Raw genomic sequence first — 25,417 nt, forward strand, 5'->3', positions numbered from 1 at the left:
GTGAGGCGGGCATACTGACGCCGTGGAGTTCGGGATTCTGGGGCCGGTGCAGGCGCGCGACGATGAGGGGGCACCGATCGCGGTCGGTGGACCGCAGGTGCGTGCGCTGCTGGCGCTGCTCGTGCTCGACTCCGGGCGGGTGGTGGGGCGCGAATCGCTGATCGACGGGCTGTACGGGGAGCAGCCGCCGGGGGACGCGGGGCACGCGCTGCAATCGCAGGTCTCACGGCTGCGGCGGGCGCTGCGGAAGGCTTCCGAGGACACGGAGCTGGTGGAATCCACGGCGGCCGGATATCGGCTGGCGGTGGAACGGGAAGCCGTTGACGCGCACCGGTTCACCCGGCTGGCCGAACAGGGGCGCAAGGCACTGCGCGATCGTGATCCGGCGACCGCGGTGGCGCTGCTCGACGAAGCGATCGGGCTGTGGCGCGGGCAGGCATTGGTGGATGTGCTCGACGCGCCGTTCGCGGGCATTCCGGCCGACCGGCTGACCGAACAGCGGCTGGCCGCCGAAGAGGATCGGGCCGAGGCGTCGCTGGCGGTGGGGGAGCAGCACGCGGTGGTGGCAGCGCTGTCGGAACTCGTTGCGCGCCAGCCGCTTCGGGAGCGGGCTCGGGCCCTGCTCATGCGCGCGCTGTACGCGGCCGGACGTCAGGCCGACGCCCTGGAATGCTTCGAGGAGGGCCGACGGTTACTCGCCGACGAGCTCGGAGCCGACCCGTCTGCCGAATTGGCCGAGGCACACCTGTCTATCCTGCGCGCCGATGAGGTTGCGGCCGTAGCGGATAGGCGTCTGCCGATTCCGCTCACCAGCTTCGTCGGCCGCGACAGCGAACTGGCGCGATTGGTCCCGCTGCTCGCGCAATCCCGCCTGGTCACCCTGATCGGCCCGGGCGGTACCGGCAAGACCCGCCTGGCGGTGGAGGCGGGCAACAAGATTCGCGGCGAGGTCTGCTTCGTAGACCTGGCCCCGCTGGTCGACGGTGTCCAGGTGGTGCAGGCTGTCGCGGCAGCCCTCGGCGGCCGAGATCTCGCGGCGCACACCCCCGCCGCACCCCGCGACACCGAAGCCCGCCTGATCACCATGCTGGCCGACCGCCCGCTCACGCTGATCCTCGACAACTGCGAACAGGTGATCCTGGAAGCCGCCCGCCTCACTCACCGCCTGCTGACCGCCTGCCCGGCTCTCCGAATCCTGGCCACCAGCCGCGAATCCCTGCGCATCACGGGCGAGAGCTCCTTCCCCCTGGGGCAATTGCCCATCGCCCCGACCGATTCCGCCCTGGCGGAACAACTCTCCAGCCCTGCGGTCCGCCTCTTCGCCGATCGTGCGGCCGCCGTCCGCCCCGGCTTCACCGTGGACGCGGGCACCATCGCCATGGTCGCCCGCATCTGCACGCGCCTCGACGGGCTGCCCCTCGCCATCGAATTGGCCGCCGCCCGCCTGCGCACCCTCGACCTCCCCGAAATCGACGCCCGCCTCACCGACCGCTTCCGCCTGCTGGCCCGAGGCGACCGCACCGCCGAACCCCGCCACCAAACCTTGCAGGCCGTGGTCGCCTGGAGCTGGGATCTGTTGGACCCAGCCGAACAGGCACTGGCCGAACGCTTCTCGGTATTCGCAGGCGGTGCGACCGCCGCCGCTGTTCGCGAGGTCTGCGCTCGCACCAGTATCGAAGACCACCCGTTCGACGTCGACTTCGCATCCGATATCGAAGACCTCCTCGCCGATCTGGCCGACAAGTCCCTCCTCGAAGTCACCGCAGGCCGCTACCGCATGCTCGAAACCATCCGCGAATTCGCCCGCACCCGATCAATGAATTCCGATGCCCACGAACAACTCCAGCGCACCCACGCCGAACACTTCACCGCCCTCGCCGATTCCGCCGACCCACTTCTCCGCAGCTCGGCGCAACTCACCCACCTCGCCCTCCTCACCGCCGACTACGACAACCTCCAAAGCGCCCTGCACTGGTCCGCCGGGGCAGACCCGCGACTGGCCGCCCGCCTCATAGCCGCCCAGTCCTGGTACTGGTGGCTCACCGGCCGCCCCGGTGAAGCCGCCGAGATCGCGAACCGCCTTCTCCCGGAACTCGATCCGACCCTCGACGCAGAGCAATTCGCACTGTGCGTGGCCGTGGCAGCACGGGGTTGCGGTGACGTCGGCCCCGCACTCGCCCAGGCCACCTCCGCGATAGCCGCATCGCCCACCGCCCTGCACCGCCCGCACGTGGTCTTCCTACTGGCGATAGTCGGCGGCCTCCTCCCCGGCAACCCCGCCGACCTCCGCCGCCTACTCGGCGCGGACCCCTGGTCCCGAGCCTTCCTACGCCTGGGCGACGGCCTGGGCCTGCTCATGTCCGGCCGAGCCGCCGACTCCGAGCCCGAATTCCACTCTGCCCTAACCGAATTCCGCACCATCGGCGACCGATGGGCCATCGCCGCCACCCTGGACAAACTGGCCGTGGTCGCCGAACAGCGGGGCGACCACCCCACTGCCCTCACCCTCATCGACGAAGCGATCGCCCTGAACACCGACCTGGCCTGCATAGCCGACACCGCCGACCTCCTGACCCGCCGCGGCGACATCCGCACCGCCACCCCGGCCGCCCCCGAAGCCCTCGCCGCCGCCCGCACCGACTACCTCCACGCCGCCGACCTGGCCCGCACCATCGGCGCAACAGACATGCGAGCCAACGCCTTACGCGGCCTAGCCGACCTGGAACGCCCCCTCACCCCCACCTCCGCGCGCGACCACTACACCGCAGTCCTCTCCCTCCCCGCCGACGGGTCGATCAACCTCGTAGACGCCCAAGCCCGCTCCCACATAGGCCTAGCCCGCCTATCCCTCTCCGAATCCGCCACCCCCGAAGCGAACTCCCACGCTCACACCGCCCTGAACCTGGCCCTGGCCACCGGCCTACACCCCATAGCCGCAACCGCAGCCGAAACCCTGGCCGCAGCCGCCCTCACCGACGGCAACCCCCGCCGCGCGACCGCCCTGCTGGGAGCAGCAGAATCCCTACGCGGCCTCCCGTCCACCGGCGACAGCTATACCGAACAGGTGCGCGCCGCGACCCGAGAAGAACTGGGCGACAAGGAATTCAACACGGCCTACGCGGAGGGCACCGCAATGTCACCAGACCAGATCCGATCCCTGGGTAACGTCGGGTGATGGCTTGTGAACCTGAGGACATCTCGGGGCCCACCCGGACATGTCCTCAGGGCTTCTCCCGGATGCGCTCGTACCACTGGCGGTGGTTTTCTCGAATGGTCGGGAATCCGAGTCGGAGGGAAGGTCGCCGTGAATGTCGCTGTGATGACTACGTGGGTTTGGTTGGCGTTCGAGGTTTCGTTGCGGGTGCGGGATCGGGTGCGGGGGACCGGGTCTACGGCTGGGGATGGGGGGACCCGGGTCACGATCATGATTCTGGTGGCGGCGGCCATGACCGTTGCGAGTGTGATTGCCGCGATTCTGCCTATCGATGGCGCGTTGCGCTTTCCGGGGCCTGCGGTGCCGTGGCAGGTGTTGGGGATCGGGCTCATGTGGGTTGGGCTTGGTGTTCGGGTTTGGGCGATCTCGGTGTTGGGCAAGCACTTTCGTACCACGGTCGAGGTTGATGCCGGGCAGCCGGTTATCGATCATGGGCCCTACCAATGGATTCGGCATCCCTCCTACAGCGGAGTTCTGTTGCTGACTTTCGGTTTCGGTCTGGCCTGCACCAACTACGTGTCTCTGCTGCTGACTACTGTCATTCCGATCTACGCCTTCCTGCGGCGCATCAACCTCGAGGAACGGACCCTCGTCGAAACCTTGGGTGCGCCGTATGAGACCTACCGACTGTCCACCAAGCGTCTGGTTCCCGGAATCTGGTGACATTTCCCCTGGGAAGTTGAACATCAGCGATTCTGAAAAACGTTATACCGCATAGTAATTCGAAAGAATGGCTGGGAATTCAAGAGTAGAATTGGGGCATGATCCGGGGAGGGGAATCACGCGAAGCGGCTGCCACAGACCATGTGGCAGCCCTCTCCGATGACGTGGATTTCCTGGCCGAAAACAACCTGGACCCGATGTCGGATTCCGACGTTGTGAAGCTGCTGCAAGAGATGGAATCGTGCACACGCCGCATGGCTGCGGTGCAGCATCGAGTGCTCAATCAAATCGAAATGCGCGGCATCCCCGCGCAATCCGGCCTGAAGTCGATGCCGCGCTTCCTCGAACACATACTGCATCTCAGCGCCGCCGACGCTCGCGCGCGGTGTCGGGCCGCGACCCTGCTGGGTCCGCGGGAGCTTCCCGGTCAGACGCTGCCGCCGTGGCTGCCATGGACTGCGGCCGCGCAATCGGTCGGACTGGTTTCCGCGGAGCATGCGCGGGTGATAGGTCGGATCATGGACCGCCTGCCGGTGAAACTTGATGTCGAGCAGCGCGAGACGGTTGAATTCCAGTTGGCTGAGTTCGCGACCGACACGACTCCGGATGATCTGCCGAAGATCGGTGATCGGATCCTGGCTTACCTCGACCCGGACGGCAGTCTCACTGAAGACGAGGACCGTCAGCGTGGTCGCGGTGTCACGCTGGGTAAGCGGCGTGTCGATGGCATGTCGCCGCTGAGCGGTGAAATCACTGCGACGCTGCGTGAACTGCTCGAGCCTGTTCTCGCTAAACTCGCCCGCCCCGGCATGTGCAACCCCGCCGACCCCGAAAGCCCTTGGGCTCCTGAGCATGTCGACCGTGACGTACTCGACGCTGCCGCAAATCGTGACCGCCGCTCGACCGCGCAACGCAATCACGATGCGCTGGTGGCTTTCCTGCGCCCCGAGCGCGGCCCCGCCCGCCTGGGAGACCACCGCGGCCTGCCGGTCTCGACGATTCTCACGATGAGCCTGGCCGAGGTCGAGGCCCGCGCCGGTGTCGCGACCACCGCATCCGGCGGCAGCGTTCCACTCCCGGAAGCGTTGCGGTTGGCGGAGAAGTCGACCCCGTTCCTGGCGATCTTCGACCACAACGGCATGCCGCTGCATCTGGGGAAGGTGCACCGCTTGGCCAATTGGGCTCAACGGTTGGCGTTGATCGCCGCGGAGCGTGGTTGTACGCGTCCGGGTTGCAATGCTCCTGCGACGTTGGCTGCGGTGCATCACATCACAGAGTGGTCCAAGGGCGGTCCGACGGATATCGAGAATCTGACTTTGGCGTGCGATGCCTGCCACGCACTGGTCAACGACACCCCCAGCGGTTGGAAAACCGTTGTCATGCCCCCGGATTCACCCCATGCGGGCCGAACGGGGTGGATCGCGCCACCACCGCTGGATCCGACCGGCACCCCGCAGGTCAACACCCGACATCATGTGGGTGAGTTGGCCGTGGCCACCCTCACCGACCTGCGCACCCGCGCCATCCGACATTCCCGGCGGCGCGCAGGACCACCCCGCGAATAGCGCTCGTGGCGGTGCGAGCGTCGGCGACATTCGGTCCCGATCACACACCTCCCGAGCGGTTTTCGGTGGTGGACAACCACCTACCTCGGGCGTGCTCGGCTGCTGTCCGCAGCTGTATGCCCGTGTCACCGTGGTAGGCGGACATAGTCAGGTCGTAGGTAGCCCATTCGCATCCAGCAAGAGGCTGGGCGACTCAGTTGCTCGGCGGGAACTGGCCCTTCGCCACTACCTTGCCGCCCGAAAGCGTGAAGGTCACATTGCTGGGGCCGCCGCTCGGGCAGCACAGGGCGTCATTGGCCTTCGTCCACTTGTACTGTGCCGTAACGGTGTTCGTAGTCTTGCCGGTGATCTCGGTGTACGGGTATGGGTTGGATGTCGCGGTGCCCAGGTAGGTGCCGTTGGTGAAGAACAGGATGTGGATGTACGGGTGGATGTTGCCTGATTCCACCGTCATCCAGGACAGCACGCCGTCGCACCCGGCCGAGATGGGGTCATTGCTCGCGAACGGGTTGTTCCATCCGCCGTTGGTGGTGGGGGCGAGGCTCTTGATCGCCGAGTTGGCGAGTCCGGAATTGAGGTCGAAGCACAGGCCGTGGCCGCTGCCGACTGGTGCGGGGTTCGTGGTCACCGGGACGACCGGGGCTTGCGGTGAGTCGGTCACCGTATTGGTGGCAGGTGCGGGCTGTGGTGAATCACCATCTCCCGCAGCGGGATTGCCGCCCTGGCCGCCCGGGGCCGGTGCGGGTTGCGGAGCCGACGGGTTTCCTTGCGTTGATGTGGTTGCCCCCTGTGACGCGGATGTGGCGACCGTCGTGCTCGCGGTACCCGCCTGCGTCGTCGAGCTGCCGGAGCATCCGCTCGTGGTCGCCACCAGGGCGATGGCGGACACAGCAAACAGCACAGTTCTGACCTGCATGATTCTCCTCGCATCGATACGCGATCCCCCGACTTCCACCCGAGTGGAAGAACATATTGGTCATCGGATCAATTCGAGCAGGTGTTACCTGGATGTTCGCCGAGGCGATGCCCCAAAAACTAGGGGCGCGAACGCAATTCGCGCGGCTGACTAGCGCGACACCGCCTTCACGCCGGGTCCGCGCCCATCGGGTTCGGGTAGGGGACCTGGCCGCTACGAATCACCGCGCGCGCGGCAGGCGTGAGCACCGCCAGCGTCTCTACCATGGCGGGAACGTCGCGGTACGCGGTCATCGCCAACGCGTCGGTGCGGGATTCGATGTGGTCGCGGAGATCCCGGCCGGAGTCGGTCAAGGCTCCCTTCGAGTCCAGCAGCCCCCGGTCGGCGAGGCGGTGTTGGGCTGCCTGCCAATCGGATTCGGTCCAGCCGCGGTTGTCACGCCACAGTTGATCCGGCGTCCCGGTGGCGGCGGAGAACAGAACGTGCGCTTCGCAGCCGTCGATCCCTTCGGACAGCAAGCAGGCCACGTGGCCGTCGCCGCGATGTTCGCGCAACGCGGTGGTCGCCTGCCACAGCGCGTGGACGGAGTCGCCGGGGGTGGGCAGGTCCCGGTTGGCGGCGAAGAGCGGGCGGCCCGCCGCGGGCGCGGTGGTGATGGCCTCTTGGAGGTGGGGGACGGTGCGGGCGGCGATGGTGGCGATGTCGGGGACGACGGTGCGCAGCACGGCCGCGGCCGCGATGGTGCGGGTGGCGACGATCGCGTCGGGGGTGGCGTATTTCCAGGCGTCGGGGATGGCGCGCCGGATCATGTCGGGATGGAAGTTGTAGAAGGTCGCTTCCACGACGGACGGGCCGACCGCGCCGAGCGGGGCGGAGCGCGCACCGAAGTAGCCCATCCAATAGCCGCGCAGGCCAACGGCTTTGTTGGCGGCCCGGCAGTCGGCGGCGAAGTAGGTGACCGCGTGCAGCGGCTCGAGCACCCGCCACATGTCGCGGGCGAAGGTCGTGTCCATGACCTCACCCTAGCCGCTGGGTTCAGTTAACTGAAGTCAGCAGCGCCGGTTGATATCTCATGTTTCGGCCCGCGTATTGATGTGAAGGTAACTCGTTTTCATATCGAGGCAACAATCCGAACCGCACAATTCCTCCAGGTCAATCGACCTGAGAGGTGGCGAGCAGCAATGGCTACAACCGAGACCGAGTCGGAGTCCGGCGTCTACGGCGATCGCGCGATCGCGATCGAACCGGGCGGCGACGACTTCATCCCCGAGGACGCCCGGCACGGCACCCCGCGAAAACTGTTCTGGACGTGGATGTCTCCGAACATGGAGTTCGCGACCGTCTTCGTCGGCGTGCTCGCCGTCACCGCCTACGGCATGAACTTCTGGCAGGCCGCCCTGGGCCTGATCGTCGGCACCGCCCTCGGCGCGGCCGCGCACTACCTGCTCTCCGCCCGCGGCCCGCTGCACGGCGTGCCGCAGATGGTGCTGGGCCGCTTGGCCTTCGGCTTCCGCGGCAATATCCTGCCCGCCACCTTCATGTCGGTCATGTGCGGTGTCGGCTGGTTCGCCACCAACTCCGTCAGCGGCGCGTTCGCACTCAATTCCCTGACCGGCATTCCGAAGCTGACCGCCCTGCTGGTGATCGTGGTGGCGCAGACCGCCTTCGCGTTCTTCGGCCACAATCTGGTGCAGCTGCTCGAGCGAATCGCCTTCCCGCTGTTGACGATCGTGTTCGCCCTGGTCACCATCGTCATCTTCAGCAAGGCCGACCTGGGTATGCCCGCCCCGGCCGGTGGCGTGGGCGGGATGGGCGGCTTCCTGCTCACCGTCGGCACCGCTTTCGGCTACGGCGCGGGCTGGAACCCGTACGCCGCGGACTACTCCCGCTACCTGCCGCCCACGGTCTCCAAGGTGGCCACCGGCGGTTACGCCTCGGCCGGGCTGTTGCTGTCGTGTGTCTGGCTGGAACTCGTCGGCGCGGCCTCGGCGACGGTGTCGAGCACCGCGCAGGGCAGCCCCACCGATGTATTCACCGCGAGCCTGCCCGAGCCGATCAAGGATCTGACGCTGCTCGCCATCGCGGTGGGCGCGGTCGCCGCCAATGCGCTCAACGTGTATTCGGGCGCAATGGCCTTCGTGACCATGGGCTTCCGGCTGGCGGTCCGGCTGCAACGCGCCCTGGTGTCGGTCGCCTTCGGCGTGATCGGTTTCCTGGTCGCCTGGTGGGCGCTGCCGGACGCCGCCGCCAACTACGAGGCCTTCCTGCTCATCGTCGCCTACTGGATCGGCCCGTGGCTGGGCGTGGTCTTCGCCGACGAATACCTGCGCCGAGGACAGCGCATCGACCATCTGCTCTACGACCGCGCCTATACGAATTGGGGTGGTGTGGCCGCGTTTTTGCTCGGCCTGATCGTCTCGGTCACCCTGTTCTCCAATCAGGAGAAGTTCGTCGGCTACGCCGCGAAAGCCGTCCCGCAGCTGGGCGACATCACCTTCTTCGCCGGATTCCTGATCTCGGCCGCCGCCTATGTCGCGCTCGAGCGCTCCCGGATCTCGCGCGCCGCGGTGGCAGCATGATCGGCATGATCAATGCACAGGATTTGCTGGTCACCGCCTACGACGAGGCGCAACTGGGACTCAGCGAGGGCGGTATCCCCATCGGCGCGGCCCTGTTCGACAGCGACGGCAACCTGCTGGGCCGCGGCCACAATCGCCGCGTGCAGAACGACGACCCCAGCGTGCACGCCGAAACCGACGCCTTCCGCAATGCGGGCCGCCGCCGCGACTACCGCGACACCATCATGGTCACCACGCTGTCGCCATGCTGGTATTGCAGCGGCCTGGTGCGGCAGTTCGGCATCGGCGCGGTCATCGTCGGCGAATCCAAGACCTTCACCGGAGGCCACGATTGGCTTGCCGCACACGGGGTTTCGATCACCGTTCTCGACGATCCGGCGTGCGTGGACATGATGACGCGGTTCATCGCCGAGCGGCCCGAGCTGTGGAACGAGGACATCGGGGTGGCCGAATGACTCCGATCGTGACGGTCGATCTGGACCGCTGGCGCGCGGGCGGAGACGCCGCCGCCGAGGTGCTGCGCGAGGTCGACGCCGGAATGCAGCGCGCCGGATTCCTGCTGGTGCGCGGACACGGTGTGCCGCAAGGGCTTCCGGCCGCCGTCCGCACGGCGGCCCGCCGGTTCTTCGCCCTGCCCGAGGACGTCAAGCAGCGGTATGCGACCTCGGTCGGCGGCCGGGGCTGGATCGGCCCGGGTCTGGAGGCCAACGGCTACGCCGAGGGCACCGAGACCCCACCGGATCTCAAGGAGACCTTCGCGGTCGGCGCGGACACCCGCATCGGCGACGCGACGGTCGACGACGTCTGGTTCCTCGGCAACATCTGGCCGGGCGAGGTCGCCGAACTCGAGATCCTGATGGCCGCCTACACCGCCGCCATGCACACCCTCTCCGACGAACTCCTGGCCTTGTTCACCCAGGCCCTGTCGTTGTCCCGCAACCCTTTCGAAGGCCTGGCCAGCCGCCCCACCTGGACCTGCAACATCAACTGGTATCCGCCGCTGACCGACCTCGGCCCACCCGAGCCCGGTCAGTTCCGCATCGGCCCCCACACCGACTTCGGCACCGTCACGGTCCTGGACCGCGAACCCGGAGCGGGCGGCCTACAGGTCTACACGGACGAAGGCGGCTGGGAAGACGCCCCTTACGACCCGTCCGCCCTCACGGTGAACATCGGTGACCTACTGGCACATTGGAGCGGTCAACGCTGGCCGGCCGGTCGCCACCGCGTCCTGCCACCCCAGGAATCCGCCCCGGAAGAGGACCTGGTCTCGCTGATCTACTTCTACGAACTCGACCACGACGCCCGCGTCACCCCACTCGAACCCCCGATCGGCAAGGTGGGCGGCCTCGAGCCGGTCATCTCCGCCGACTTCCTCCGCACCCGCCTGGACGCCATCACCCTGGGCTGAAACCTCCAGCCCCCGAAGACCATCTGGCGAGTTCCCACGACCGTCGCTCCCTGGCGGCCGTGGGGGCGACCCCATTCGTGTCGCGGGCGCGGGAACATCGGTGCGGTGCGCGCTGTTGGCAGCGGTCATGACGACGTTGGGATTGATCGGGAGTGGCCGCATCGGCGGGACGCTGGCGCGGCTGGCCGTGGATGCGGGAATCGATGTCGTGCTGAGCAATTCGCGCGGGCCGGAAACCCTCGCTGAGCTGGTCGGCGAGCTGGGGGAGCGGGCGCGGGCGGCGACTCCGGAACAAGCCGCTGCGGCGGACATCGTGGTGGTGACCATCCCGGTGCGCGAATACGGGCGAGTACCGGCGGATGCGCTGGTGGGCAAGGTGGTCATCGATACCGGGAACTACACGGTCGGCCGGGACGGGGAGATCGCGGATCTGGCCGATGGCGGCACCACCAGTTCCGAACTGCTGCAACGCTATCTGCCGCGCTCACGGGTGGTGAAGGCGTTCAACTACATCTACTTCCAGCATCTGGCGGTGCTCGGGCGTGCTGCTGATGCGAAGGACCGGACCACATTGCCCATCGCCGGAGACGACTCCGAGGCGAAAGCTGATGCGGCGCAACTGCTGAGCGCCCTCGGCTATGACAGCCTCGATATCGGCCCGCTCGCCGAAGGCTGGCGGCTCGAACCCGGTACCCCGGTATACGGTGCGCCCTTCGCCGACGGAACGCCGTTCTGGGACAGGCCGGGTACTCCGGCCGACAGCGCCACGGTCGGCAAGGCGGTCGATGCCGCAGAGCGGCCCTAGCCTCCGTAGCTCGGTACCACCCGAATGACTCAGCCGCTGTGTGCCCAGACGGCTCAGTCCTGGTGGGTTGGTTCAGCCGTTGTGCGCGTCGGCCGTTTCGGTCGGGGCCCAGCGGTTGGCGGTGATCTCGTAGCCGGGCAGTCCGGCGGTCGACTGCTTGGATTCGTAGATGCGCTGGTACCCGGTGCGGGTGATGCGCCAGACGCCGTCCTCGCGGTGGTAGGTGTCGTGGTAGTAGGCCGCGCCGCGGATCAGCAGCTGGTAGTCGGGCACGATCACCGTGTCCTCCAGACACCAGCTGCCGGTGGCGGTTTCGCCGTCGACGGTGATCTCCGGATGGTTGGCCACGTGCACGGTGATGATGTTGCCGCCGAGCGCGCCGCGCATGTAGTCGACGATCTGGTCGCGGCCGTTGAACTCCAGTGGCATGTCGCCGGAAGGGGAGCCGTAGGAGCCGATGATGTCGGTGCTGAGGGTGTCGGCGAACTCGTCCCAGAGTTTCAGGTCCAAGGTGCGCAGGTAGCGGTACTTGAGTGCGCGAATCGTCTCGAGTGCTTCGAAGTCCATACCGAAATGTAACCGAATTACCCCCCAACCTACCAAGCACTTGCTACGGTTCCGAAATGATTTCCACCCTGGTCTGGGGTACGGGCAATGTCGGCCGTGCCGCCATCCGGGCTGTCACCGCGCATCCGGGCCTCGAGCTGTCCGGCGTCCTGGTCAACAATCTCGCCAAGGTCGGCCGCGACGCCGGCGAATTGGCCGGACTGGACACCCAATTGGGGGTGGCGGCGAGCAACGACATCGACGCCGCCCTGGCCGCGCGCCCGCGCGCGGTGGTGTACGCCGCCTCCGGTGACATCCGCCCCGACGACGCCCTCGCCGACATCGAACGCGCCCTACGGGCCGGGGCCGTCGTGGTCACCCCCGCCCTCTACGCCCTCTACGACCACCGCAATGCCCCCGAGGACATGCGGCAGCGGGTCACCGCCGCCATCGCGGACGGTGGCGGCTCCCTGTTCGTCTCCGGCGTCGACCCCGGCTGGGGCAACGACGTACTGCCGCTGCTGATCAGCGGTCTCGGCAGCACCGTGGATGTGGTGCGCTGCCAGGAGATCTTCGACTACACCACCTACGACCAGCCCGACTCGGTGCGCTACCTGGTCGGCATGGGCCAACCCCTCGACTACCAGCCGCCCATGCTCGCGCCCACCATCCCGACCATGGTGTGGGGCGGCCAGATTCGCCTCATCGCGCGCGGATTGGGCGTGGCGCTCACCGACATTCGCGAAGTCGTGGAACGTCGCCCGCTGGAAGCCAGCGTCGACACCAAGCTGATGGGCAAGTTCGACGCGGGCACCCAGGGCGCGGTGCGCTTCGAGGTGCAGGGCATCGTCGACGGCACCCCGCGCATCGTCATCGAACACGTCACCCGGATTCACCCCAGCTGCGCACCGGACTGGCCGCAGCCGCCCAGCGGTGCGGGCGCGCATCGCGTCATCATCGAGGGCCGCCCCAATATCGAGGTCACCGTGCAGGCGACCGACGAGGACGGCAACCACTCGGCCGGCGGAAACGCCACCGCCGTAGGCAGATTGGTGAACGCCATCGACTGGCTCGCCGCCGCCGAACCCGGCCTCTACGACGCTCTCGACGTCCCCCTGCCCTACGGCACCCTCGGAAGGAACCAGCCATGATCATCGACATCCCCGAGGGCAAGGACCCGATCGGCTACGTGTGGGGCGAGATGGTGCCCGGCATCGGCATCGCCGCCTCCAACTTCTCCCTCGCCGTCTACTCGCACTCCACCCTGGGGCTGCGCGAATTCGAGGCCGCCCGTTTGCGTATCGCGCAGATCAACGGCTGCCTGTTCTGCCTGGACTGGCGTACCGACCGCAATGGCGAGAAGGTCGAGGAGTCCTTCGCCGACGACGTCACCGACTGGCGCACCACCCCCAATTTCGACGACCGCGTCCGCCTTGCCGCCGAATACGCCACGGTCTACGCCGAGGACCACCACAGCCTCGACGACGAGTTCTTCGAGCGCATGAAGCAGCACTACACCGACGCCGAGATCGTGGAACTGTCCATGTGCCTGGGCTCGTGGCTGGCCTTCGGCCGCCTCAACCACGTCCTGGGTCTCGACGCGGTGTGCGTACTGCCGGGCCATACCGCGCAGTAAGCGGAGGCCCCGGCGAGGTGTTGCCCGGCGATCCCTGCCGGGCAACACCTTTCGTCATATCAGGGGTAGGTCGGCCAGGAACTTTCGCAGGATCGCGTCGACTTCCGTTGCGTGCGTGATGTTCACGCCGTGCGTGGCCCCGTCGATGGTGTGCAGCTCGGCCGGGCCGCCGAGTTGCCTTGCCAGCGTGGCCAGCTGCTCGTGGCTCGAGGCCTGATCGTGCACGCCGCGAACGAGCAAGGCGGGCTGGCCGAGCCCGCCGATCGCCACCGCCACCGATTCCCGCTCGATCAGGCAGTCGGCGGCGAACTTGATCCTGGATCGATCATCGTTGAGCCACTTGGTGATCCACGGCTGCCGATGGTCCGCGTCGCCGCCGATCATGGTTTTCGCGGTGATCTCGGCCATCGGCTCGAACTCGGGTAGGTGCATCCACGCGCCCATGATCTGCCGGTAGGTGGCCTTCTCCGCCCCGGTGTACGGTTCGGCGCTGGTGCCGACCAGGATCAGCCCGCGTACCCGATCCGGTTGCAGCAGCGCCATGCGCAGCGCCGTGTACCCGCCCTGCGACATGCCGCCCGCCACCACCTCGACGATGCCGAGCTCGTCGATCACCGTCCAGACATCCCACGCGAGATCCCAATAGGTGAAAGGGATTCCGTCGTCCTCGGTGAGTCCGTGCCCGCGCGCGTCGATCGAGATCACCCGATAGTCGGGTGCGAGCAACTGCGCCTGCCGCGCGAACATCTCCTGATCCAGGAAGAACCCGTGGCTCAGTACCACGGCCGGGCCCTCGCCACCGGTGTCGGTGAAGTGCACCCGCGCCCCGGCCGATTTCACGAACGGCACTGTCGTCTCCCATCGCGTCGAATCTGGCCGTCACGATAACTGAAACGAGTTCTAGATTTCTGCCGCGTCCTTGTCGATGGGATCCCGCGGGTCTACTCTGAACAGAGTATTGATTACTCTGGTCAGAGTAAGGAGGTGGAGATGGCCGCCAAGAGAGCATTTCGCCGGGTCAATCCGCTGGCTCTGGCCGTGTTGGTGGTGCTGGCCGAACGGCCGATGCACCCGTATCAGATCTCGCAGACGCTCAAGCAGCGCGGCAAGGACGGCAGCGTCCGGATCAACTACGGCGCGCTCTACCCCGTGGTGGAGTCCCTGCTGGGTCAGGGTTTCATCGAGGTCGTCTCGGCCGAACAGGACGGGAACCGGCCCGCGCGCACGGTCTACCGGATCACCGACGCCGGTTTCATCGAGATGCGAGAGTGGTTGCGCTCCTGGATCGCCGAGCCCGAGAAGGAATATCCGCGATTCATGGCGGCCCTGTCGTTCCTGCCCGTACTGGGTCCGGACGAGACGGTCACGCTGCTGCGGCGTCGAATCACGGTGCTGGACAAGCGGATCGCCGAAATCCACGAGCAGGTCGCCGCCGTCGAGAGCTGGCTGCCCGAACTGCTGCTCATCGAGGGCAACTACGAACTGCGGCTGCTGGAGGCCGACCGCGCCTTCACCGCCGATATCGCCGACCGGATGCAATCCGGTGCGCTCGGCGGCATGGACGGCTGGCGGCAGATCGCCGACCTCACCGCGAAATATCCGCCCGGCCGGGTGCCGCCGGAAGAGACCGACAAGCTGATCCAGGAATGGGGGATGCCGACACCACCGATCTAGCAATCGACCCCGAGAACAACGATGGCCCGGGTGCGTCAACACCCGAGCCCTCGCCGGATCCGAACGACCGACGGCGAACCGCTGGCTGCTCGAACTGCATTCACCAGCATATCCATCGGTTCGGTCCTCGTTCGCATCCCCCGAACACGAGGAACAACCATGCCTGTCACACCCCTGTCCTCGACCGCGGTCGAGGTGCGCGAACTCGTCAAAACCTATCCGGGCGGACGGCGCAAGCCGGATGTCCGAGCCCTCGACGGCCTGAGCTTCACCATCGCCGCCGGAACCGTCTACGGCATGCTCGGCCCCAACGGCGCGGGCAAATCCACCACCACCAAGATCTGCACCACCCTCTCGCGCGCCGACTCCGGCAGCGCCCGGGTGGCCGGATTCGACGTCACCACCGACGCGGCCGCCATCCGGCATCGCCTCGGCTACGTCTCGCAGGGTTCCGGCGCGGACCCGCGGCAATCACCCTTCGAGAACCTGGTGATGGCCGCGCGCCTGCACGGCTTGAACCGCCACGACGCCATGACCCGCGCCACCGCCCTGCTCGACCAGTTCCAGCTCGCCGACGCGCGAGATCGCAAGGTGGCCAAGCTGTCCGGCGGCATGCGCCGCAAACTCGACGTCGCCGTCGGTCTGGTGCACACCCCGCAGGTGCTGTTCCTGGACGAACCGACCACCGGCCTGGACCCGCAGGCCCGCGCCGAGATGTGGTCGGAGATCCGCCGATTGGCCACCGAGTCGGCCCTGACGGTGGTCCTCACCACCCATTACCTGGAGGAAGCCGACGAACTCGCCGACCGCCTGGTCATCATCGATCACGGCCGCGCCGTCATCGAAGGCACACCGGCCCAACTGAAATCGACCCTGGACGGCGACACGGTCTCGGTCGAACTCCTCGCCCCCGACATCGAGGCCGTCCGCACGGTGAGCGCGGGCATCCCCACCCTGCGCGACATCGTCATCGAACGCGACGGCCCCAACGGCCGCCTCATCGCCCGCACCGACGATCTCTCCGGCGTAGTCGGCCGAGTGGTCACCGAATTCGACGCCGCCGCAATCCCCTTCGGCGCGGTCTCCGTCTCCCGCCCCAGCCTCGACGATGTCTACCTCCACTACGCCGGTCGCTCCTACCGCTCCGGCGACCACACCCAGGAGGTGGCGGCATGACCACCGCTTATGCTCCTGTTCGCGAATTGCCCACGGCCGGTTGGTTGCTCGCGGCCGGGCAGATCTTCCGGCGGTGGATGATGAATACGCTGCGGGAATCGTGGGGTGTTTTTGCCGCCCTGTTGCAGCCCATCGTGTGGATTCTGTTGTTCGGGCAGGTATTCAAGAGTGTCGGGGAGATCCCGGGATTCGGGGCTGCCAACTACATCACTTTCCTGGCACCGGGTGTGCTGATGATGACCGTGCTGTACTCCGGGGTCTGGGCGGGCACCGGGTATATCGAGGACATCGACAACGGGGTCATGAATCAGCTGCTGACAGCGCCGGTTTCGCGTAGCGCGATCGTCGCCGGGCAGCTGCTGGTGCAGCTGGTGATCGGACTGGTGCAGTCGGCGCTGGTGCTGGTCATCGGATTCGCCGGGGGCGCACGGTATCCCGGCGGTGTGGTCGGAATCCTGTTGGCGTTGGCGGCGGCGACGCTGCTGGCGGCGACATTCTGCGCGGGGTCGGTGGCGCTGGCGTTGACCACGCGCAGCCAGATCGCCTTGATCGGCATGTCGCAGTTGATCATTCTGCCGATGACGTTCCTGTCCTCGGGCATGATGGCCACCGCGCTGATGCCGGGCTGGGTGCGGACGATCTCGAAGTTCAACCCGGTCACCTGGGCGGTCGACATCGGCCGCAGCGGCCTGGCGGGGACCGCCGACGCGGGCAGTGTGGCCGCGCATCTGGGATACCTGACAGCCCTTGCGGCACTGGCGTTCTGGTGGGCGCTGTCGGCGTTCCGCAACTACCAGCGCAGCCAGTAGGTAGGCACGCGGCAGCGTCGGGTCCACATTCGTGCCCGATGCGGTGATCAGGTCCGGGCGGCGACCCTGCCGTCCGGACCGTCCGCCTCAGCTGTCGAACAGCGACAGGTACTTGGTCTGCCCGAACATCTCGGCCGCGTCGCGCGCGGACGGGCTGCCCGCGTTCGGGTCCGCGCCCGAGGCCAGCAGTGCGGCCACGATCGCGTCCTCGCCCTTGAACACCGCGCCGGACAACGGGGTCTGGCCCTTGTCGTTGCCGAAGTTCGGGTCGGCCTTGTGCTCGAGCAGCACGTTCACCGCGTCCGGATGGGCGTAGTAGGCGGCCAGCATCAGCAGCGTGTCGCCGTTCTCGTTGGTCAGGTTCACCGGCACCCCGGCGTCGAGGTACGCGCCGAGCGTGGCGGCGTCGCCGGTGCGGGCCAGATCGAAGATCTTGCTCGCCAGCTCCAGTACTTCGGGGTCCAGATCTTTGGGTTCCACGACTTCTCTTCCTACCACTCGGGTGTGAGGTCAGGTCAGGATCAGCAGCTCGGTGGGGGAGGCGATCTCGGTGCGCAGACCCGACTTCTCCGAGAGCCGCGCCAGCCCCTCGATATCGGACGGCTCGGTGCGCGAGAGCACCAGCGCCCGCGCCAGCAGCCCCTTGTGGTGTTTGTTGAAGTGGCTCACCACGGTTCGCTTGCCGTCGGGACGTTCGGTGAGCACGGTCGTGGTCACCGCGCCGGGGATGCGACCCAGGCCCTGATAGGTGCCTGAGCGCAGATCGACGGTCAGCTCGCCCGCGGCCTCCTCGCGCAGGGCCTCGGGCAGCACCTGCTTCCACAGCGACTGCAATGTCGGCAGGCCCGGCAGTTTCGAACCACCGGAAAGTCGGTAGGCCGGAATGGGGTCGCCCGCGCGCACGACCCCGAACAGCGCCGAGCCGATGCCCAGCCGGGCCTCCGCCTTCGCCCGCTGCGCCTTGGTGAACCCGGGCGCGTCGAGCGCGTCGTAGAGGACCCCGGTGTAGCGGTCCAGCGCCGGGCGCGTCGCCGAGGTGCGCAGCGCGGCATTGCGCGCGATCTCCGCGTCAGCCCCCTTGCCCAGGCCGAGCGCGGACCGCGAGCCGTCCGGGTCGGCGGCCAACGCGATCAACTGCGTGACGAGTTTGTCCCGCACCGCCGTGAGCTGCGGCATCGAAAGGGAATCCAAATCCAGGGGGGAGCCCGAACCACCGTCGGACTTGGTTTCTGAGGGAGGCAGCAGCACCAGCACGAGCCAACACGGTAATGCCTTGTGAACTGCGAGCGAGCAGCGGCTAGGGTGATGAGCCGTGATCACCCGCCTCTCCCAACTGTTCCTGCGCACCCTGCGCGACGATCCCGCCGACGCCGAGGTGCCCAGCCACAAGCTGCTGGTCCGCGCCGGATACGTGCGTCGGATCGCGCCCGGCGTCTACTCGTGGCTGCCGCTCGGCCTGCGCACGCTGCGCAAGGTCGAGGACGTGGTCCGCTCGGAGATGAACGCCATCGGCGCACAGGAGATCTCGCTGCCGGCCCTGCTGCCGCGCGAACCCTACGAAGCCACCAACCGCTGGACCGAATACGGCGACGCCCTCTTCCGCCTCAAGGACCGCAAGGGCCAGGACTACCTGCTCGGCCCCACCCACGAGGAACTCTTCGCGCTCACCGTCAAGGGTGAGTACAACTCGTACAAGGATCTGCCGGTCACGCTCTACCAGATCCAGACCAAGTACCGCGACGAGGCGCGTCCGCGCGCGGGCATCCTGCGCGGCCGCGAATTCATCATGAAGGACTCGTACTCCTTCGACCTCGACGAGGACGGGCTCAAGAACAGCTACAACGCCCACCGCGAGGCCTACCAGAAGATCTTCGACCGCCTCGGCGTGAAGTACGTGATCGTCGCCGCGACGTCGGGCGCCATGGGCGGTTCCGCGTCCGAGGAGTTCCTGGCCGACAGCCCCAACGGCGAGGACACCTATGTGGTGTGCCGCGAATCCGGTTATGCCGCAAACGTGGAGGCCGTGATCACGGCCGCCCCGCCGGAGATCGCCATCGCGGGCCAGGCCGACGCCGTCGTGCACGAGACCCCCAAGACGCCGACCATCGCCACCCTGGTCGACTGGGCCAACACCGCCGATGTGCTGGGCCGCGAGGTCACTGCCGCCGACACGTTGAAGAACATTCTCGTCAAGCTGGTCCACCCCGACGGCAAGACCGAACTGCTCGGCGTCGGCATCCCCGGCGACCGCGAGGTCGACGAGAAGCGCCTCGAGACCTCCCTCGAGCCCGCCGAGGTCGCGCTGCTCGACGAGACGGATTTCAAGGCCAACCCGTTCCTGGTCAAGGGCTACATCGGCCCGAAGGCGCTGCAGGCCAACGGCGTTCGCTACCTCGTCGACCCCCGTGTGGTCTCCGGCACCAGCTGGATCACCGGCGCCGACGAGCCCGGCAAGCACTACGTCGGCCTGGTCGCCGGTCGCGACTTCACCCCCGACGGCACCATCGAGGCCGCCGAAGTCCGCGACGGCGACCCCTCGCCCGACGGCCGCGGCGTCCTGGAAGCCGCCCGCGGCATCGAGATCGGCCACATCTTCCAGCTCGGCCAGAAGTACACCGACGCCTTCCAGGTCGACGTGCTGGGCGAGAACGGCAAGCCGGTCCGCCTCACCATGGGCTCCTACGGCGTCGGCGTCTCCCGCATGGTCGCCGTCCTCGCCGAGCAGATGCACGACGACAAGGGCCTGCGCTGGCCCCGCGAGGTCGCGCCGTTCGACGTCCACGTGGTCATCGCCAACAAGGACGCCGAGGCCCGCGCCGGAGCCGAACAGGTTGCGGCGGAACTCGATTCCCTCGGCTTCGAGGTGCTGCTGGACGACCGCACCGCGTCCCCCGGCGTGAAGTTCAAGGACGCCGAACTGCTCGGCATGCCGTACGTGGTCGTGGTCGGCCGCGGCTGGGCCGAAGGCAAGATCGAACTCCGCGACCGCTTCGCCGGAACGGCTGAGGAATTGGCCGCCGACACCGCCGTGGCAACGGTGGCAGCCAAGATCCGCGGCTGACAGGTCTTTCATCAAAGCTGAAGTGGCGCATCACCTCCGGGTGGTGCGCCACTTCGCTATCCACCGCCCTCCCGCCAGAGATTCCACCCGATCCCAGGCGCGCGAACCATCTCCCTGACGGCACTCGCATAACTCTGCTTGGCCGCACACTCCTCATGGCAAGCCCGATGCCGATGGAGTCCACTCTTCGCCTCGACAAGCGTCGCAGGCCGCCGATACGGCGCCCGATGCCGATCACGGATCACACGTGCCACAGCCCGACTCCGTCCAGCTCCCCGGAAACCGAATCACCTTGGCAGAGTCCACCTTCTCCGCATCGGTCTTGATAACCTGCCCCGCCGCCATCTTCCGCTCACACAGCGCGGTAAGGCATTCGTGATGCAACACAAGCGATTCCATCGCCTCAGCGGTAGTCATCGCCGGTTCTTCATCCGCTACGTCGCAGCATTCCAATCGCTCGAACATATCCACGATCGATTCACCTCCGATGCCTTCCTGTTCTCTTGCAGTGCCGACCGGTATGTCTGATGTCCTCGACCATGCATGCACCGATGAATGCCGATTCGAACGCGGTCATGACCATCAAAGTCCAAGCAGCCCAGCTCATTTAGACTCCCCGTCGCCTCTGCTGGCAGTTTGTGAATATATCTAGTCTTGCGTATCTGGAACGCGCACAATAGCTAAGCCATGAAGAATGGTGGATGCACAATTTGAGCAGGCCCAAAAGGTGCCAACCCGAATAGCGAGGCTAACGAAATGAGCGGAGCCACGATTTCTCGCAGGGCATTCGGTAGATTCCTTCGGCAGATTCGTGAAGGGGCTGGAAAGACCGCGCTCGCGGCAGGCTTGGAGATCGAGGTTTCGCGGCAGACGTTGCTACGGATGGAGGATGGCTTGTCGACCAAGATCGCCACCTCCCAGTTCCGGGACCTCCTGGCGTTCTACGGGGTTGCGGATGCAACTCGTGAGGAAGCTCTCTCCCTCTGGGACGAGGTCAAGGAACAGGCCAAAGCGGCGCAGCTCCAAGGCAATTCGAGGGGCTTCTGGCGACCCTATGCCGACCAGTACGAGGCCCATTTTCCCCACTATCTGAGGCTCGAGACATCGGCACGAATCGTGACGACACACCAAATGATCCTGGTGCCAGGACTCTTGCAGACCTCCGACTACCGCAAGGGAGTGATCCACATCGACGGACCTGCGGTATCGGCCGTAGATCTCGAGCGTCGAATCGAACTCACGGCCCAACGTCAAGCGCGGATCGATGAGGAAGGGTTCCTTCTCAAAGTTCTACTGTCGGAGGCTGTTCTGAACCATCGGCCTGCCGACGGAGCTGCCATGTCGGCGCAGTTGCGCTGGCTGGCAGAAGTCGGGCAACGCCCGAACGTCAGCATTCGAGTGATCAGGTTCGACTCGGGTGTTCATCGAGGACTGACGGCACAGTCGTTCACGATGCTGGAGTTCCCGAAGCTGGCAAACGGATTCGTCGATCCTTCCGTCGTCTACGTGGAAGGCGCTCAGGGCGTGGGCATCTACCACGAGCGCGACGACGTGGTAGGCAAGTTTGAGACGACCATTTCGGCCCTCTGCGAGGTAGCGTTGACAGAGCGAGAGACCAGAGACTTGGTGACGCAGTACGCGAAGGAGTACGCAGCGTGAGAACCCCGTCATTCGGCACATGGTACAAATCGAGCAGGTCGGAAAGCGGCACAGCATGTGTGGAGGTACGCCACGAGCTGGATGCCACCCTGGTCCGTGACACCAAGGATGTTGGCCTGGGCCCGATCCTGGAGTTCCCGGCCGCCACGTGGGCAGCCTTCCTGGACAGCGGCATCTGGCAGCGCTAGGGCGTACCAAACATGAGCAAGTCAGTCATGGGCCAGTGGCACAAGTCGACCTGCTCCGACGCAGGCAACCAATGCGTCGAGGTGCGACACGAAGCTACGTCGACCCTGGTCCGCGATACGAAAGACCTTGGCACTGGCCCGATCCTGTCCTTCCCGGCTGACGATTGGGCGGCCTTCCTCGCCAGCGGCGTGTGGCGCCGCTGACAACCAAGATCAAGGAGTTCTCACCTTGTGGATTCGGACAAATTCTCGCGGTGAGAGCTCCTTGATCTTGTAGTGGCTCAGACTGTGTCGACGGGAATGCCACGGCTCTCGAGACCGGTCTCAACCTACAAAGCGCCCGGCGAGAATCAGTTTCCTGACTATCGATGGGGTGAATTGTAGGTTCAGGCCGGATTGCTGTACGCGGTGGTGACGCCGATGGTCTCGTTGTCGAGCGAGACGTACGACAGCTGCGGGATGTGTTGCGACAGTTGCTGGTACAGCCAGCAGGTGACGTACTCGAAGGTTGGGCGGTGGTCGAAGGTCTCGGTCCAGGCGGTGCGGGACAGTTGGTTGGCGTAGTCGTCGAGGAGGGCCTCGAGGGTGTCGGTGTCGATGAATCGTTCGTCGCCGTCGAGTTGATCGTCGGAGAACTCGAAGGCCACACGCATGGTGACGGTGAAGGTGGTCAGTGGCTTTCGGCCCGATGCTTGCCATGCTGGGGATGTGAGTCCTTGGCGGGCTTCGAATCTCCGCCGCATTTCGACCTTGAACACCTCTCGAAGCTATCGGGTCGGCTGATGAAACCGGCTGCGGGGCTGCTGATCTGGCGTCGGTTCGAAGCCGGGGCCGTGCATGGGTTCGCCGAATCGCATGGCCAGGGCGAGGAGGGGGTCCACGGTGCGGATGGCCAGGTTGAGGCGTTGTTGGAGGGGGCCGGTCAGTAGGACCCAGGAGTGGCCGGCTCGGGTCAGTTCGTCGGCGAACCAGTCGGTCATCGCGGCGCGGATCGTGAGGTCGCCCTCGCGTAGGCCGTCGTCGTGCCAGGGGACGCCGATGTGGTCGGTCAGCAGGTAGACGGCGCGGGGTGGGACCTCGGTCCATGGTTGGGCGGGTCTGGCTGCCGCGCCGAGGTAGCGGCGCTCCCAGATCGCGGTGGCGAATGCGTCGGTGTCGCAGATCAGTAGGGGCGATCCGGAGCGGGCGGCGGCTTGTTCACGGCGGGTCTGTTCGATGGCGACGGTATCGAAGTCGTCGGCGTCCCAGGTGATTTCATCGAGGGCACGGTCGGGTTGGGCTGCCCAGTTGAGTTCGGTGTATTCGCGGCCGTATTCCGGCACGCAACGGGTGTTCGCCCATTCGCCGCCGCGAGCCGCGTAGTGGTCGGCCAGCGCCTGGGCGATCGTCGTCGTGCCGGTGGATTCGGCCCCGAGCACCACCACGCGGGTTGCCAACCCGGCCCGAGTGGCGGGTGCCAGATCCTGCCAGCGCCCGGCGAGGTCGCGCCGAACCGCGGTGGCGCTGAGGGGAGTTCGCTCGACCGGCACCGACACCGCTCCGAACCGCCGCGCGAGTTCGGGGCCGTAGGAGTCACCGCAGTAGACGGCGTCGACCGGTTGCGATGCGCCCGCTGCCCGCAACCCCGCGCGCATGGCAGCGACCTGCGCGGCCCACACCTGGTCGTCGGTGACGTCCAGCGGTGCGTCGCAGGGAATTCCGGCGATGCGCACGTCGGGATGTTCCGCGCGCAGCCATGCCATACGGTCGGTCAGTGGGATGGTCTCGGCGGCGGACTTCATCGCAAGCACCGTGACCTCGTCGCACTGCCGCGCTATCTGCCGGATCAGGTCGTGATGACCCTGGTGTGGCGGGTAGAACTTCCCGATCAGCAACCCGTGCCGGTAGTCGGTCATGCCGCGGAATCCTCTGCTAGCAGCGGTGTTTCGGCAGGCCCCTCGGCCAGCGCTTGTCGCCACGATCGCAGGCCCGCCAGGCACATCCCCAGGAACAGCACGTACACCAGCGCAGTCAGGTTGAGATGCTTGACCGCGTACAGCGGAACGTAGACGCAGTCGGCCGCAATCCAGAAGTACCAATTCTGAATCCGCTTGGCGTTCAACAGCCATTGCGCGGCGAGCGACAAGCAGGTGGTGAACGCGTCGAGCAGCGGAGCCGAATCATGCGTCGCCTTCAACAGCAGGTACAACGCCCCGGTCCCGACCGCGACGAACGCGAGACACCAGCCCATCTCCCGGCGCGCGGCGTAGGTCACCACGAGCGGCCCACTCTCCGTGCGGCGCAACCACTGCCACCACCCGGCCACCCCGAGCACCACGTACACGACCTGAAGCCCCGCGTCCGCCCACAGCCGCGCGGAAACGAACAGCAGCAGAAACGACAGGCAATTCGCGATCCCCACCGGAAAGTTCCAAATTTTCCGCCGCACGGTCAACCACACGCACACCCCACCGCTGACGAACCCGAAGACCTCGATCCAGGTGACGGGTTCCCCGAACATGGTGTACGCCACCCCGAGCAGTGGGTGGATCACTCCACCGAGCCAGTCGATCACCAGCACTCCTTAGTTAAAGTCATGGTGACTATAACGTAGAACGCGTCAGTCCCACACCGCATAGGACGGTTGATCGGCGTAGCCATCGAGAAGGCGGCGAGCGGCTTTCGGGTCGGTGCACGCCACTACACTGCGCCGCAGGCTCGGACGTAGTGTGCGAGCGGGCGGAGAGGATATCGATCGTGGGGGAGATTCATCGTCCGGGCAGGCCATCGGATCTACCGGACGCGTGGGTGCTGTGGTCTCGATGGGCCGCGCTGGCGCTGGCCGGATACGACCGGGAAGCAGAGCGGCGCGGGGCGGGTCGGACGGGGATCTGGCTCAACGAGACCGGGGTGCACCTGGACGACTGCGGATCCACCTGGTGGACGCTGGCCTGGCTGGGGCAGGGGCGGGCGGTGCTGTTCGGGGAAGACGACGCCAGCGAAGTGCGCTGGTACAACTACGAATCCGAGCGCCCCGCCATCGACATGCTCGCCGGAGCACCCGACTGGCTGCCGCGCGCCGACCTCGCGGAACTCGACGACATGCTCGGCTGCGTCTACTGGTGGGACAACGCCGCCTGGCGCCGCGCCCCCTATCCCGACGACCTCGCCGACGACGGCCTCGAATGCGGCATCTCCCGCTTCCTCGACCGTGACGATCTGGTCCATGACATGGCCGCCGATCTGGAAGCCGATGACGGACATTTCGCCGAGGTGCTGGCGCTGTGCGATCGTCTGGTCGACCATGCCGAGCGTGGCACCCTCACCGCTGCCGTGCTCACCGAATTCGTGAGCGCGACAATATGTCTGGGTTCACCACCGTTCGCGGAAGATGACCTGCCCGGGATGGTGGCGATGGCCAATCGTGCCGGGCTCGACACCCCACCCTGGAGTCCAACACTCGTCCTGCAACAGGAACTCAGTCCCGCCTGAGGTCGCGTGTGATCGGAACCGGCCTCAGCCCGCACTATCCTGTT

General features: G+C 66.6%; 27 protein-coding genes. 17 read left to right on the top strand and 10 right to left on the bottom strand.

Annotation, left to right across the window (positions count from 1 at the left end; genetic code table 11):
- The first annotated feature begins 22 nt into the window (after positions 1-22).
- From OG300_RS02985 to OG300_RS02995, 3 genes are all read left to right on the top strand, one after another.
- Positions 23-3,175, top strand: a complete 3,153-nt coding sequence (locus OG300_RS02985; RefSeq protein WP_405491867.1) for a BTAD domain-containing putative transcriptional regulator — start codon at positions 23-25, stop codon at positions 3,173-3,175.
- 249 nt (positions 3,176-3,424) lie between these two features.
- The gene (locus tag OG300_RS02990; protein ID WP_405491869.1) at positions 3,425-3,877 is read left to right on the top strand and encodes a methyltransferase family protein; all 453 of its coding nucleotides are present in this window, start codon (positions 3,425-3,427) and stop codon (positions 3,875-3,877) included.
- A 254-nt stretch (positions 3,878-4,131) separates the two neighbouring features.
- Positions 4,132-5,442 (top strand): DUF222 domain-containing protein, encoded by a 1,311-nt coding sequence (locus OG300_RS02995; protein ID WP_405498451.1) that lies wholly within the window; start codon positions 4,132-4,134, stop codon positions 5,440-5,442.
- A gap of 193 nt (positions 5,443-5,635) precedes the next feature.
- Here OG300_RS02995 and OG300_RS03000 read toward each other — a convergent pair whose 3' ends face one another.
- Together OG300_RS03000 and OG300_RS03005 are read right to left on the bottom strand one after the other, a co-directional pair.
- A complete protein-coding gene (locus OG300_RS03000; protein WP_405491871.1) occupies positions 5,636-6,070 on the bottom strand; it encodes an LppP/LprE family lipoprotein in 435 nt (144 codons plus the stop codon).
- Positions 6,071-6,525: 455 nt separating this feature from the next.
- Positions 6,526-7,371, bottom strand: a complete 846-nt coding sequence (locus OG300_RS03005) for an SCO6745 family protein (protein ID WP_405491873.1) — start codon at positions 7,369-7,371, stop codon at positions 6,526-6,528.
- Positions 7,372-7,539: 168 nt separating this feature from the next.
- On the opposite strand from OG300_RS03005, the gene OG300_RS03010 reads away from it, so the two are divergent.
- From OG300_RS03010 to OG300_RS03025, 4 genes are all read left to right on the top strand, one after another.
- Positions 7,540-8,937 carry a purine-cytosine permease family protein gene (locus tag OG300_RS03010; RefSeq protein ID WP_405491875.1) on the top strand — a complete coding sequence of 466 codons (1,398 nt, stop codon included), beginning with the start codon at positions 7,540-7,542 and terminating at the stop codon, positions 8,935-8,937.
- A 5-nt stretch (positions 8,938-8,942) separates the two neighbouring features.
- On the top strand, positions 8,943-9,392 hold the full coding sequence (locus tag OG300_RS03015; RefSeq protein ID WP_405491877.1) for a nucleoside deaminase: 450 nt from the start codon (positions 8,943-8,945) through the stop codon (positions 9,390-9,392).
- The gene (locus tag OG300_RS03020; protein ID WP_405491879.1) at positions 9,389-10,348 is read left to right on the top strand and encodes an isopenicillin N synthase family dioxygenase; all 960 of its coding nucleotides are present in this window, start codon (positions 9,389-9,391) and stop codon (positions 10,346-10,348) included. The genes OG300_RS03015 and OG300_RS03020 overlap by 4 nt, the downstream gene beginning before the upstream one ends.
- 127 nt (positions 10,349-10,475) lie before the next feature.
- On the top strand, positions 10,476-11,153 hold the full coding sequence (locus OG300_RS03025; protein ID WP_405491881.1) for an NADPH-dependent F420 reductase: 678 nt from the start codon (positions 10,476-10,478) through the stop codon (positions 11,151-11,153).
- A gap of 72 nt (positions 11,154-11,225) precedes the next feature.
- Here the strand turns inward: OG300_RS03025 and OG300_RS03030 are convergent, their stop codons facing one another.
- Complete coding sequence (locus tag OG300_RS03030) at positions 11,226-11,720, bottom strand: nuclear transport factor 2 family protein (RefSeq protein ID WP_405491883.1); 495 nt, start codon at positions 11,718-11,720, stop codon at positions 11,226-11,228.
- 56 nt (positions 11,721-11,776) lie between these two features.
- On the opposite strand from OG300_RS03030, the gene OG300_RS03035 reads away from it, so the two are divergent.
- Positions 11,777-12,850, top strand: coding sequence for a dihydrodipicolinate reductase (locus OG300_RS03035; RefSeq protein WP_405491885.1), 1,074 nt, complete (start codon positions 11,777-11,779; stop codon positions 12,848-12,850).
- Positions 12,847-13,335 carry a carboxymuconolactone decarboxylase family protein gene (locus OG300_RS03040; protein ID WP_405491887.1) on the top strand — a complete coding sequence of 163 codons (489 nt, stop codon included), beginning with the start codon at positions 12,847-12,849 and terminating at the stop codon, positions 13,333-13,335. Before OG300_RS03035 ends, OG300_RS03040 begins: the two co-directional genes overlap by 4 nt.
- A 54-nt stretch (positions 13,336-13,389) precedes the next feature.
- On the opposite strand, the gene OG300_RS03045 is transcribed toward OG300_RS03040, so the two are convergent.
- Positions 13,390-14,184 (bottom strand): alpha/beta fold hydrolase, encoded by a 795-nt coding sequence (locus OG300_RS03045; protein ID WP_405491889.1) that lies wholly within the window; start codon positions 14,182-14,184, stop codon positions 13,390-13,392.
- Positions 14,185-14,325: 141 nt separating this feature from the next.
- On the opposite strand from OG300_RS03045, the gene OG300_RS03050 reads away from it, so the two are divergent.
- The 3 genes from OG300_RS03050 to OG300_RS03060 all read left to right on the top strand — a co-directional run bounded on the left by OG300_RS03050 (position 14,326) and on the right by OG300_RS03060 (position 16,994).
- Positions 14,326-15,009, top strand: coding sequence for a PadR family transcriptional regulator (locus OG300_RS03050; protein ID WP_405491891.1), 684 nt, complete (start codon positions 14,326-14,328; stop codon positions 15,007-15,009).
- A gap of 159 nt (positions 15,010-15,168) precedes the next feature.
- On the top strand, positions 15,169-16,185 hold the full coding sequence (locus OG300_RS03055; RefSeq protein WP_405491893.1) for an ABC transporter ATP-binding protein: 1,017 nt from the start codon (positions 15,169-15,171) through the stop codon (positions 16,183-16,185).
- Complete coding sequence (locus OG300_RS03060; protein ID WP_405491895.1) at positions 16,182-16,994, top strand: ABC transporter permease; 813 nt, start codon at positions 16,182-16,184, stop codon at positions 16,992-16,994. The genes OG300_RS03055 and OG300_RS03060 overlap by 4 nt, the downstream gene beginning before the upstream one ends.
- Positions 16,995-17,081: 87 nt before the next feature.
- Here the strand turns inward: OG300_RS03060 and OG300_RS03065 are convergent, their stop codons facing one another.
- Positions 17,082-17,474, bottom strand: a complete 393-nt coding sequence (locus OG300_RS03065; protein WP_405491897.1) for an ankyrin repeat domain-containing protein — start codon at positions 17,472-17,474, stop codon at positions 17,082-17,084.
- A 30-nt stretch (positions 17,475-17,504) separates the two neighbouring features.
- Entirely contained in the window at positions 17,505-18,248 is a 744-nt protein-coding gene (gene yaaA, locus OG300_RS03070) for a peroxide stress protein YaaA (RefSeq protein WP_405491899.1), read from the bottom strand.
- Positions 18,249-18,306: 58 nt separating this feature from the next.
- On the opposite strand from yaaA, the gene OG300_RS03075 reads away from it, so the two are divergent.
- Entirely contained in the window at positions 18,307-20,055 is a 1,749-nt protein-coding gene (locus OG300_RS03075) for a proline--tRNA ligase (protein ID WP_405491901.1), read from the top strand.
- Positions 20,056-20,289: 234 nt separating this feature from the next.
- Here the strand turns inward: OG300_RS03075 and OG300_RS03080 are convergent, their stop codons facing one another.
- Positions 20,290-20,526 (bottom strand): hypothetical protein, encoded by a 237-nt coding sequence (locus OG300_RS03080; RefSeq protein ID WP_405491903.1) that lies wholly within the window; start codon positions 20,524-20,526, stop codon positions 20,290-20,292.
- Between the two features lie 285 nt (positions 20,527-20,811).
- Here OG300_RS03080 and OG300_RS03085 point away from each other — a divergent pair, with 285 nt between their 5' ends.
- From OG300_RS03085 to OG300_RS03095, 3 genes are read left to right on the top strand one after another with little or no spacing between them, the layout of a single operon-like run.
- Entirely contained in the window at positions 20,812-21,714 is a 903-nt protein-coding gene (locus OG300_RS03085; RefSeq protein WP_405491905.1) for a helix-turn-helix domain-containing protein, read from the top strand.
- Positions 21,711-21,902, top strand: a complete 192-nt coding sequence (locus OG300_RS03090) for a DUF397 domain-containing protein (RefSeq protein ID WP_405491907.1) — start codon at positions 21,711-21,713, stop codon at positions 21,900-21,902. The genes OG300_RS03085 and OG300_RS03090 overlap by 4 nt, the downstream gene beginning before the upstream one ends.
- Before the next feature lie 12 nt (positions 21,903-21,914).
- Positions 21,915-22,106, top strand: a complete 192-nt coding sequence (locus tag OG300_RS03095; protein ID WP_405491909.1) for a DUF397 domain-containing protein — start codon at positions 21,915-21,917, stop codon at positions 22,104-22,106.
- Positions 22,107-22,288: 182 nt separating this feature from the next.
- Here OG300_RS03095 and OG300_RS03100 read toward each other — a convergent pair whose 3' ends face one another.
- The 3 genes from OG300_RS03100 to pnuC are packed head-to-tail and all read right to left on the bottom strand — an operon-like array spanning position 22,289 to position 24,456.
- Positions 22,289-22,660, bottom strand: coding sequence for a hypothetical protein (locus tag OG300_RS03100; protein WP_405491911.1), 372 nt, complete (start codon positions 22,658-22,660; stop codon positions 22,289-22,291).
- 9 nt (positions 22,661-22,669) lie between these two features.
- Positions 22,670-23,797, bottom strand: coding sequence for an AAA family ATPase (locus tag OG300_RS03105; protein ID WP_405491913.1), 1,128 nt, complete (start codon positions 23,795-23,797; stop codon positions 22,670-22,672).
- Positions 23,794-24,456: a nicotinamide riboside transporter PnuC gene (gene pnuC, locus OG300_RS03110; protein ID WP_405491915.1), complete on the bottom strand. Its 663-nt coding sequence runs from the start codon at positions 24,454-24,456 to the stop codon at positions 23,794-23,796. The genes OG300_RS03105 and pnuC overlap by 4 nt, the downstream gene beginning before the upstream one ends.
- A 182-nt stretch (positions 24,457-24,638) precedes the next feature.
- Between pnuC and OG300_RS03115 the strand changes: the two genes are divergently transcribed.
- Positions 24,639-25,373: a hypothetical protein gene (locus OG300_RS03115; protein ID WP_405491917.1), complete on the top strand. Its 735-nt coding sequence runs from the start codon at positions 24,639-24,641 to the stop codon at positions 25,371-25,373.
- Positions 25,374-25,417 lie beyond the last annotated feature (44 nt).

The organism is Nocardia sp. NBC_00511, from assembly GCF_045161165.1.
Lineage (GTDB): Bacteria > Actinomycetota > Actinomycetes > Mycobacteriales > Mycobacteriaceae > Nocardia.

Excerpts from the sequence above, each read along its gene's own strand:
- OG300_RS02990 (WP_405491869.1), top strand. The coding sequence starts at position 3,425 with ATGATTCTGGTGGCGGCGGCCATGACCGTTGCGAGTGTGATTGCCGCG.
- OG300_RS02995 (WP_405498451.1), top strand. The coding sequence starts at position 4,132 with ATGGCTGCGGTGCAGCATCGAGTGCTCAATCAAATCGAAATGCGCGGC.
- OG300_RS03005 (WP_405491873.1), bottom strand. The coding sequence starts at position 7,371 with ATGGACACGACCTTCGCCCGCGACATGTGGCGGGTGCTCGAGCCGCTG.
- OG300_RS03010 (WP_405491875.1), top strand. The coding sequence starts at position 7,540 with ATGGCTACAACCGAGACCGAGTCGGAGTCCGGCGTCTACGGCGATCGC.
- OG300_RS03015 (WP_405491877.1), top strand. The coding sequence starts at position 8,943 with ATGATCAATGCACAGGATTTGCTGGTCACCGCCTACGACGAGGCGCAA.
- OG300_RS03020 (WP_405491879.1), top strand. The coding sequence starts at position 9,389 with ATGACTCCGATCGTGACGGTCGATCTGGACCGCTGGCGCGCGGGCGGA.
- OG300_RS03025 (WP_405491881.1), top strand. The coding sequence starts at position 10,476 with ATGACGACGTTGGGATTGATCGGGAGTGGCCGCATCGGCGGGACGCTG.
- OG300_RS03030 (WP_405491883.1), bottom strand. The coding sequence starts at position 11,720 with ATGGACTTCGAAGCACTCGAGACGATTCGCGCACTCAAGTACCGCTAC.
- OG300_RS03035 (WP_405491885.1), top strand. The coding sequence starts at position 11,777 with ATGATTTCCACCCTGGTCTGGGGTACGGGCAATGTCGGCCGTGCCGCC.
- OG300_RS03040 (WP_405491887.1), top strand. The coding sequence starts at position 12,847 with ATGATCATCGACATCCCCGAGGGCAAGGACCCGATCGGCTACGTGTGG.
- OG300_RS03050 (WP_405491891.1), top strand. The coding sequence starts at position 14,326 with ATGGCCGCCAAGAGAGCATTTCGCCGGGTCAATCCGCTGGCTCTGGCC.
- OG300_RS03055 (WP_405491893.1), top strand. The coding sequence starts at position 15,169 with ATGCCTGTCACACCCCTGTCCTCGACCGCGGTCGAGGTGCGCGAACTC.
- OG300_RS03060 (WP_405491895.1), top strand. The coding sequence starts at position 16,182 with ATGACCACCGCTTATGCTCCTGTTCGCGAATTGCCCACGGCCGGTTGG.
- OG300_RS03085 (WP_405491905.1), top strand. The coding sequence starts at position 20,812 with ATGAGCGGAGCCACGATTTCTCGCAGGGCATTCGGTAGATTCCTTCGG.
- OG300_RS03095 (WP_405491909.1), top strand. The coding sequence starts at position 21,915 with ATGAGCAAGTCAGTCATGGGCCAGTGGCACAAGTCGACCTGCTCCGAC.
- OG300_RS03105 (WP_405491913.1), bottom strand. The coding sequence starts at position 23,797 with ATGACCGACTACCGGCACGGGTTGCTGATCGGGAAGTTCTACCCGCCA.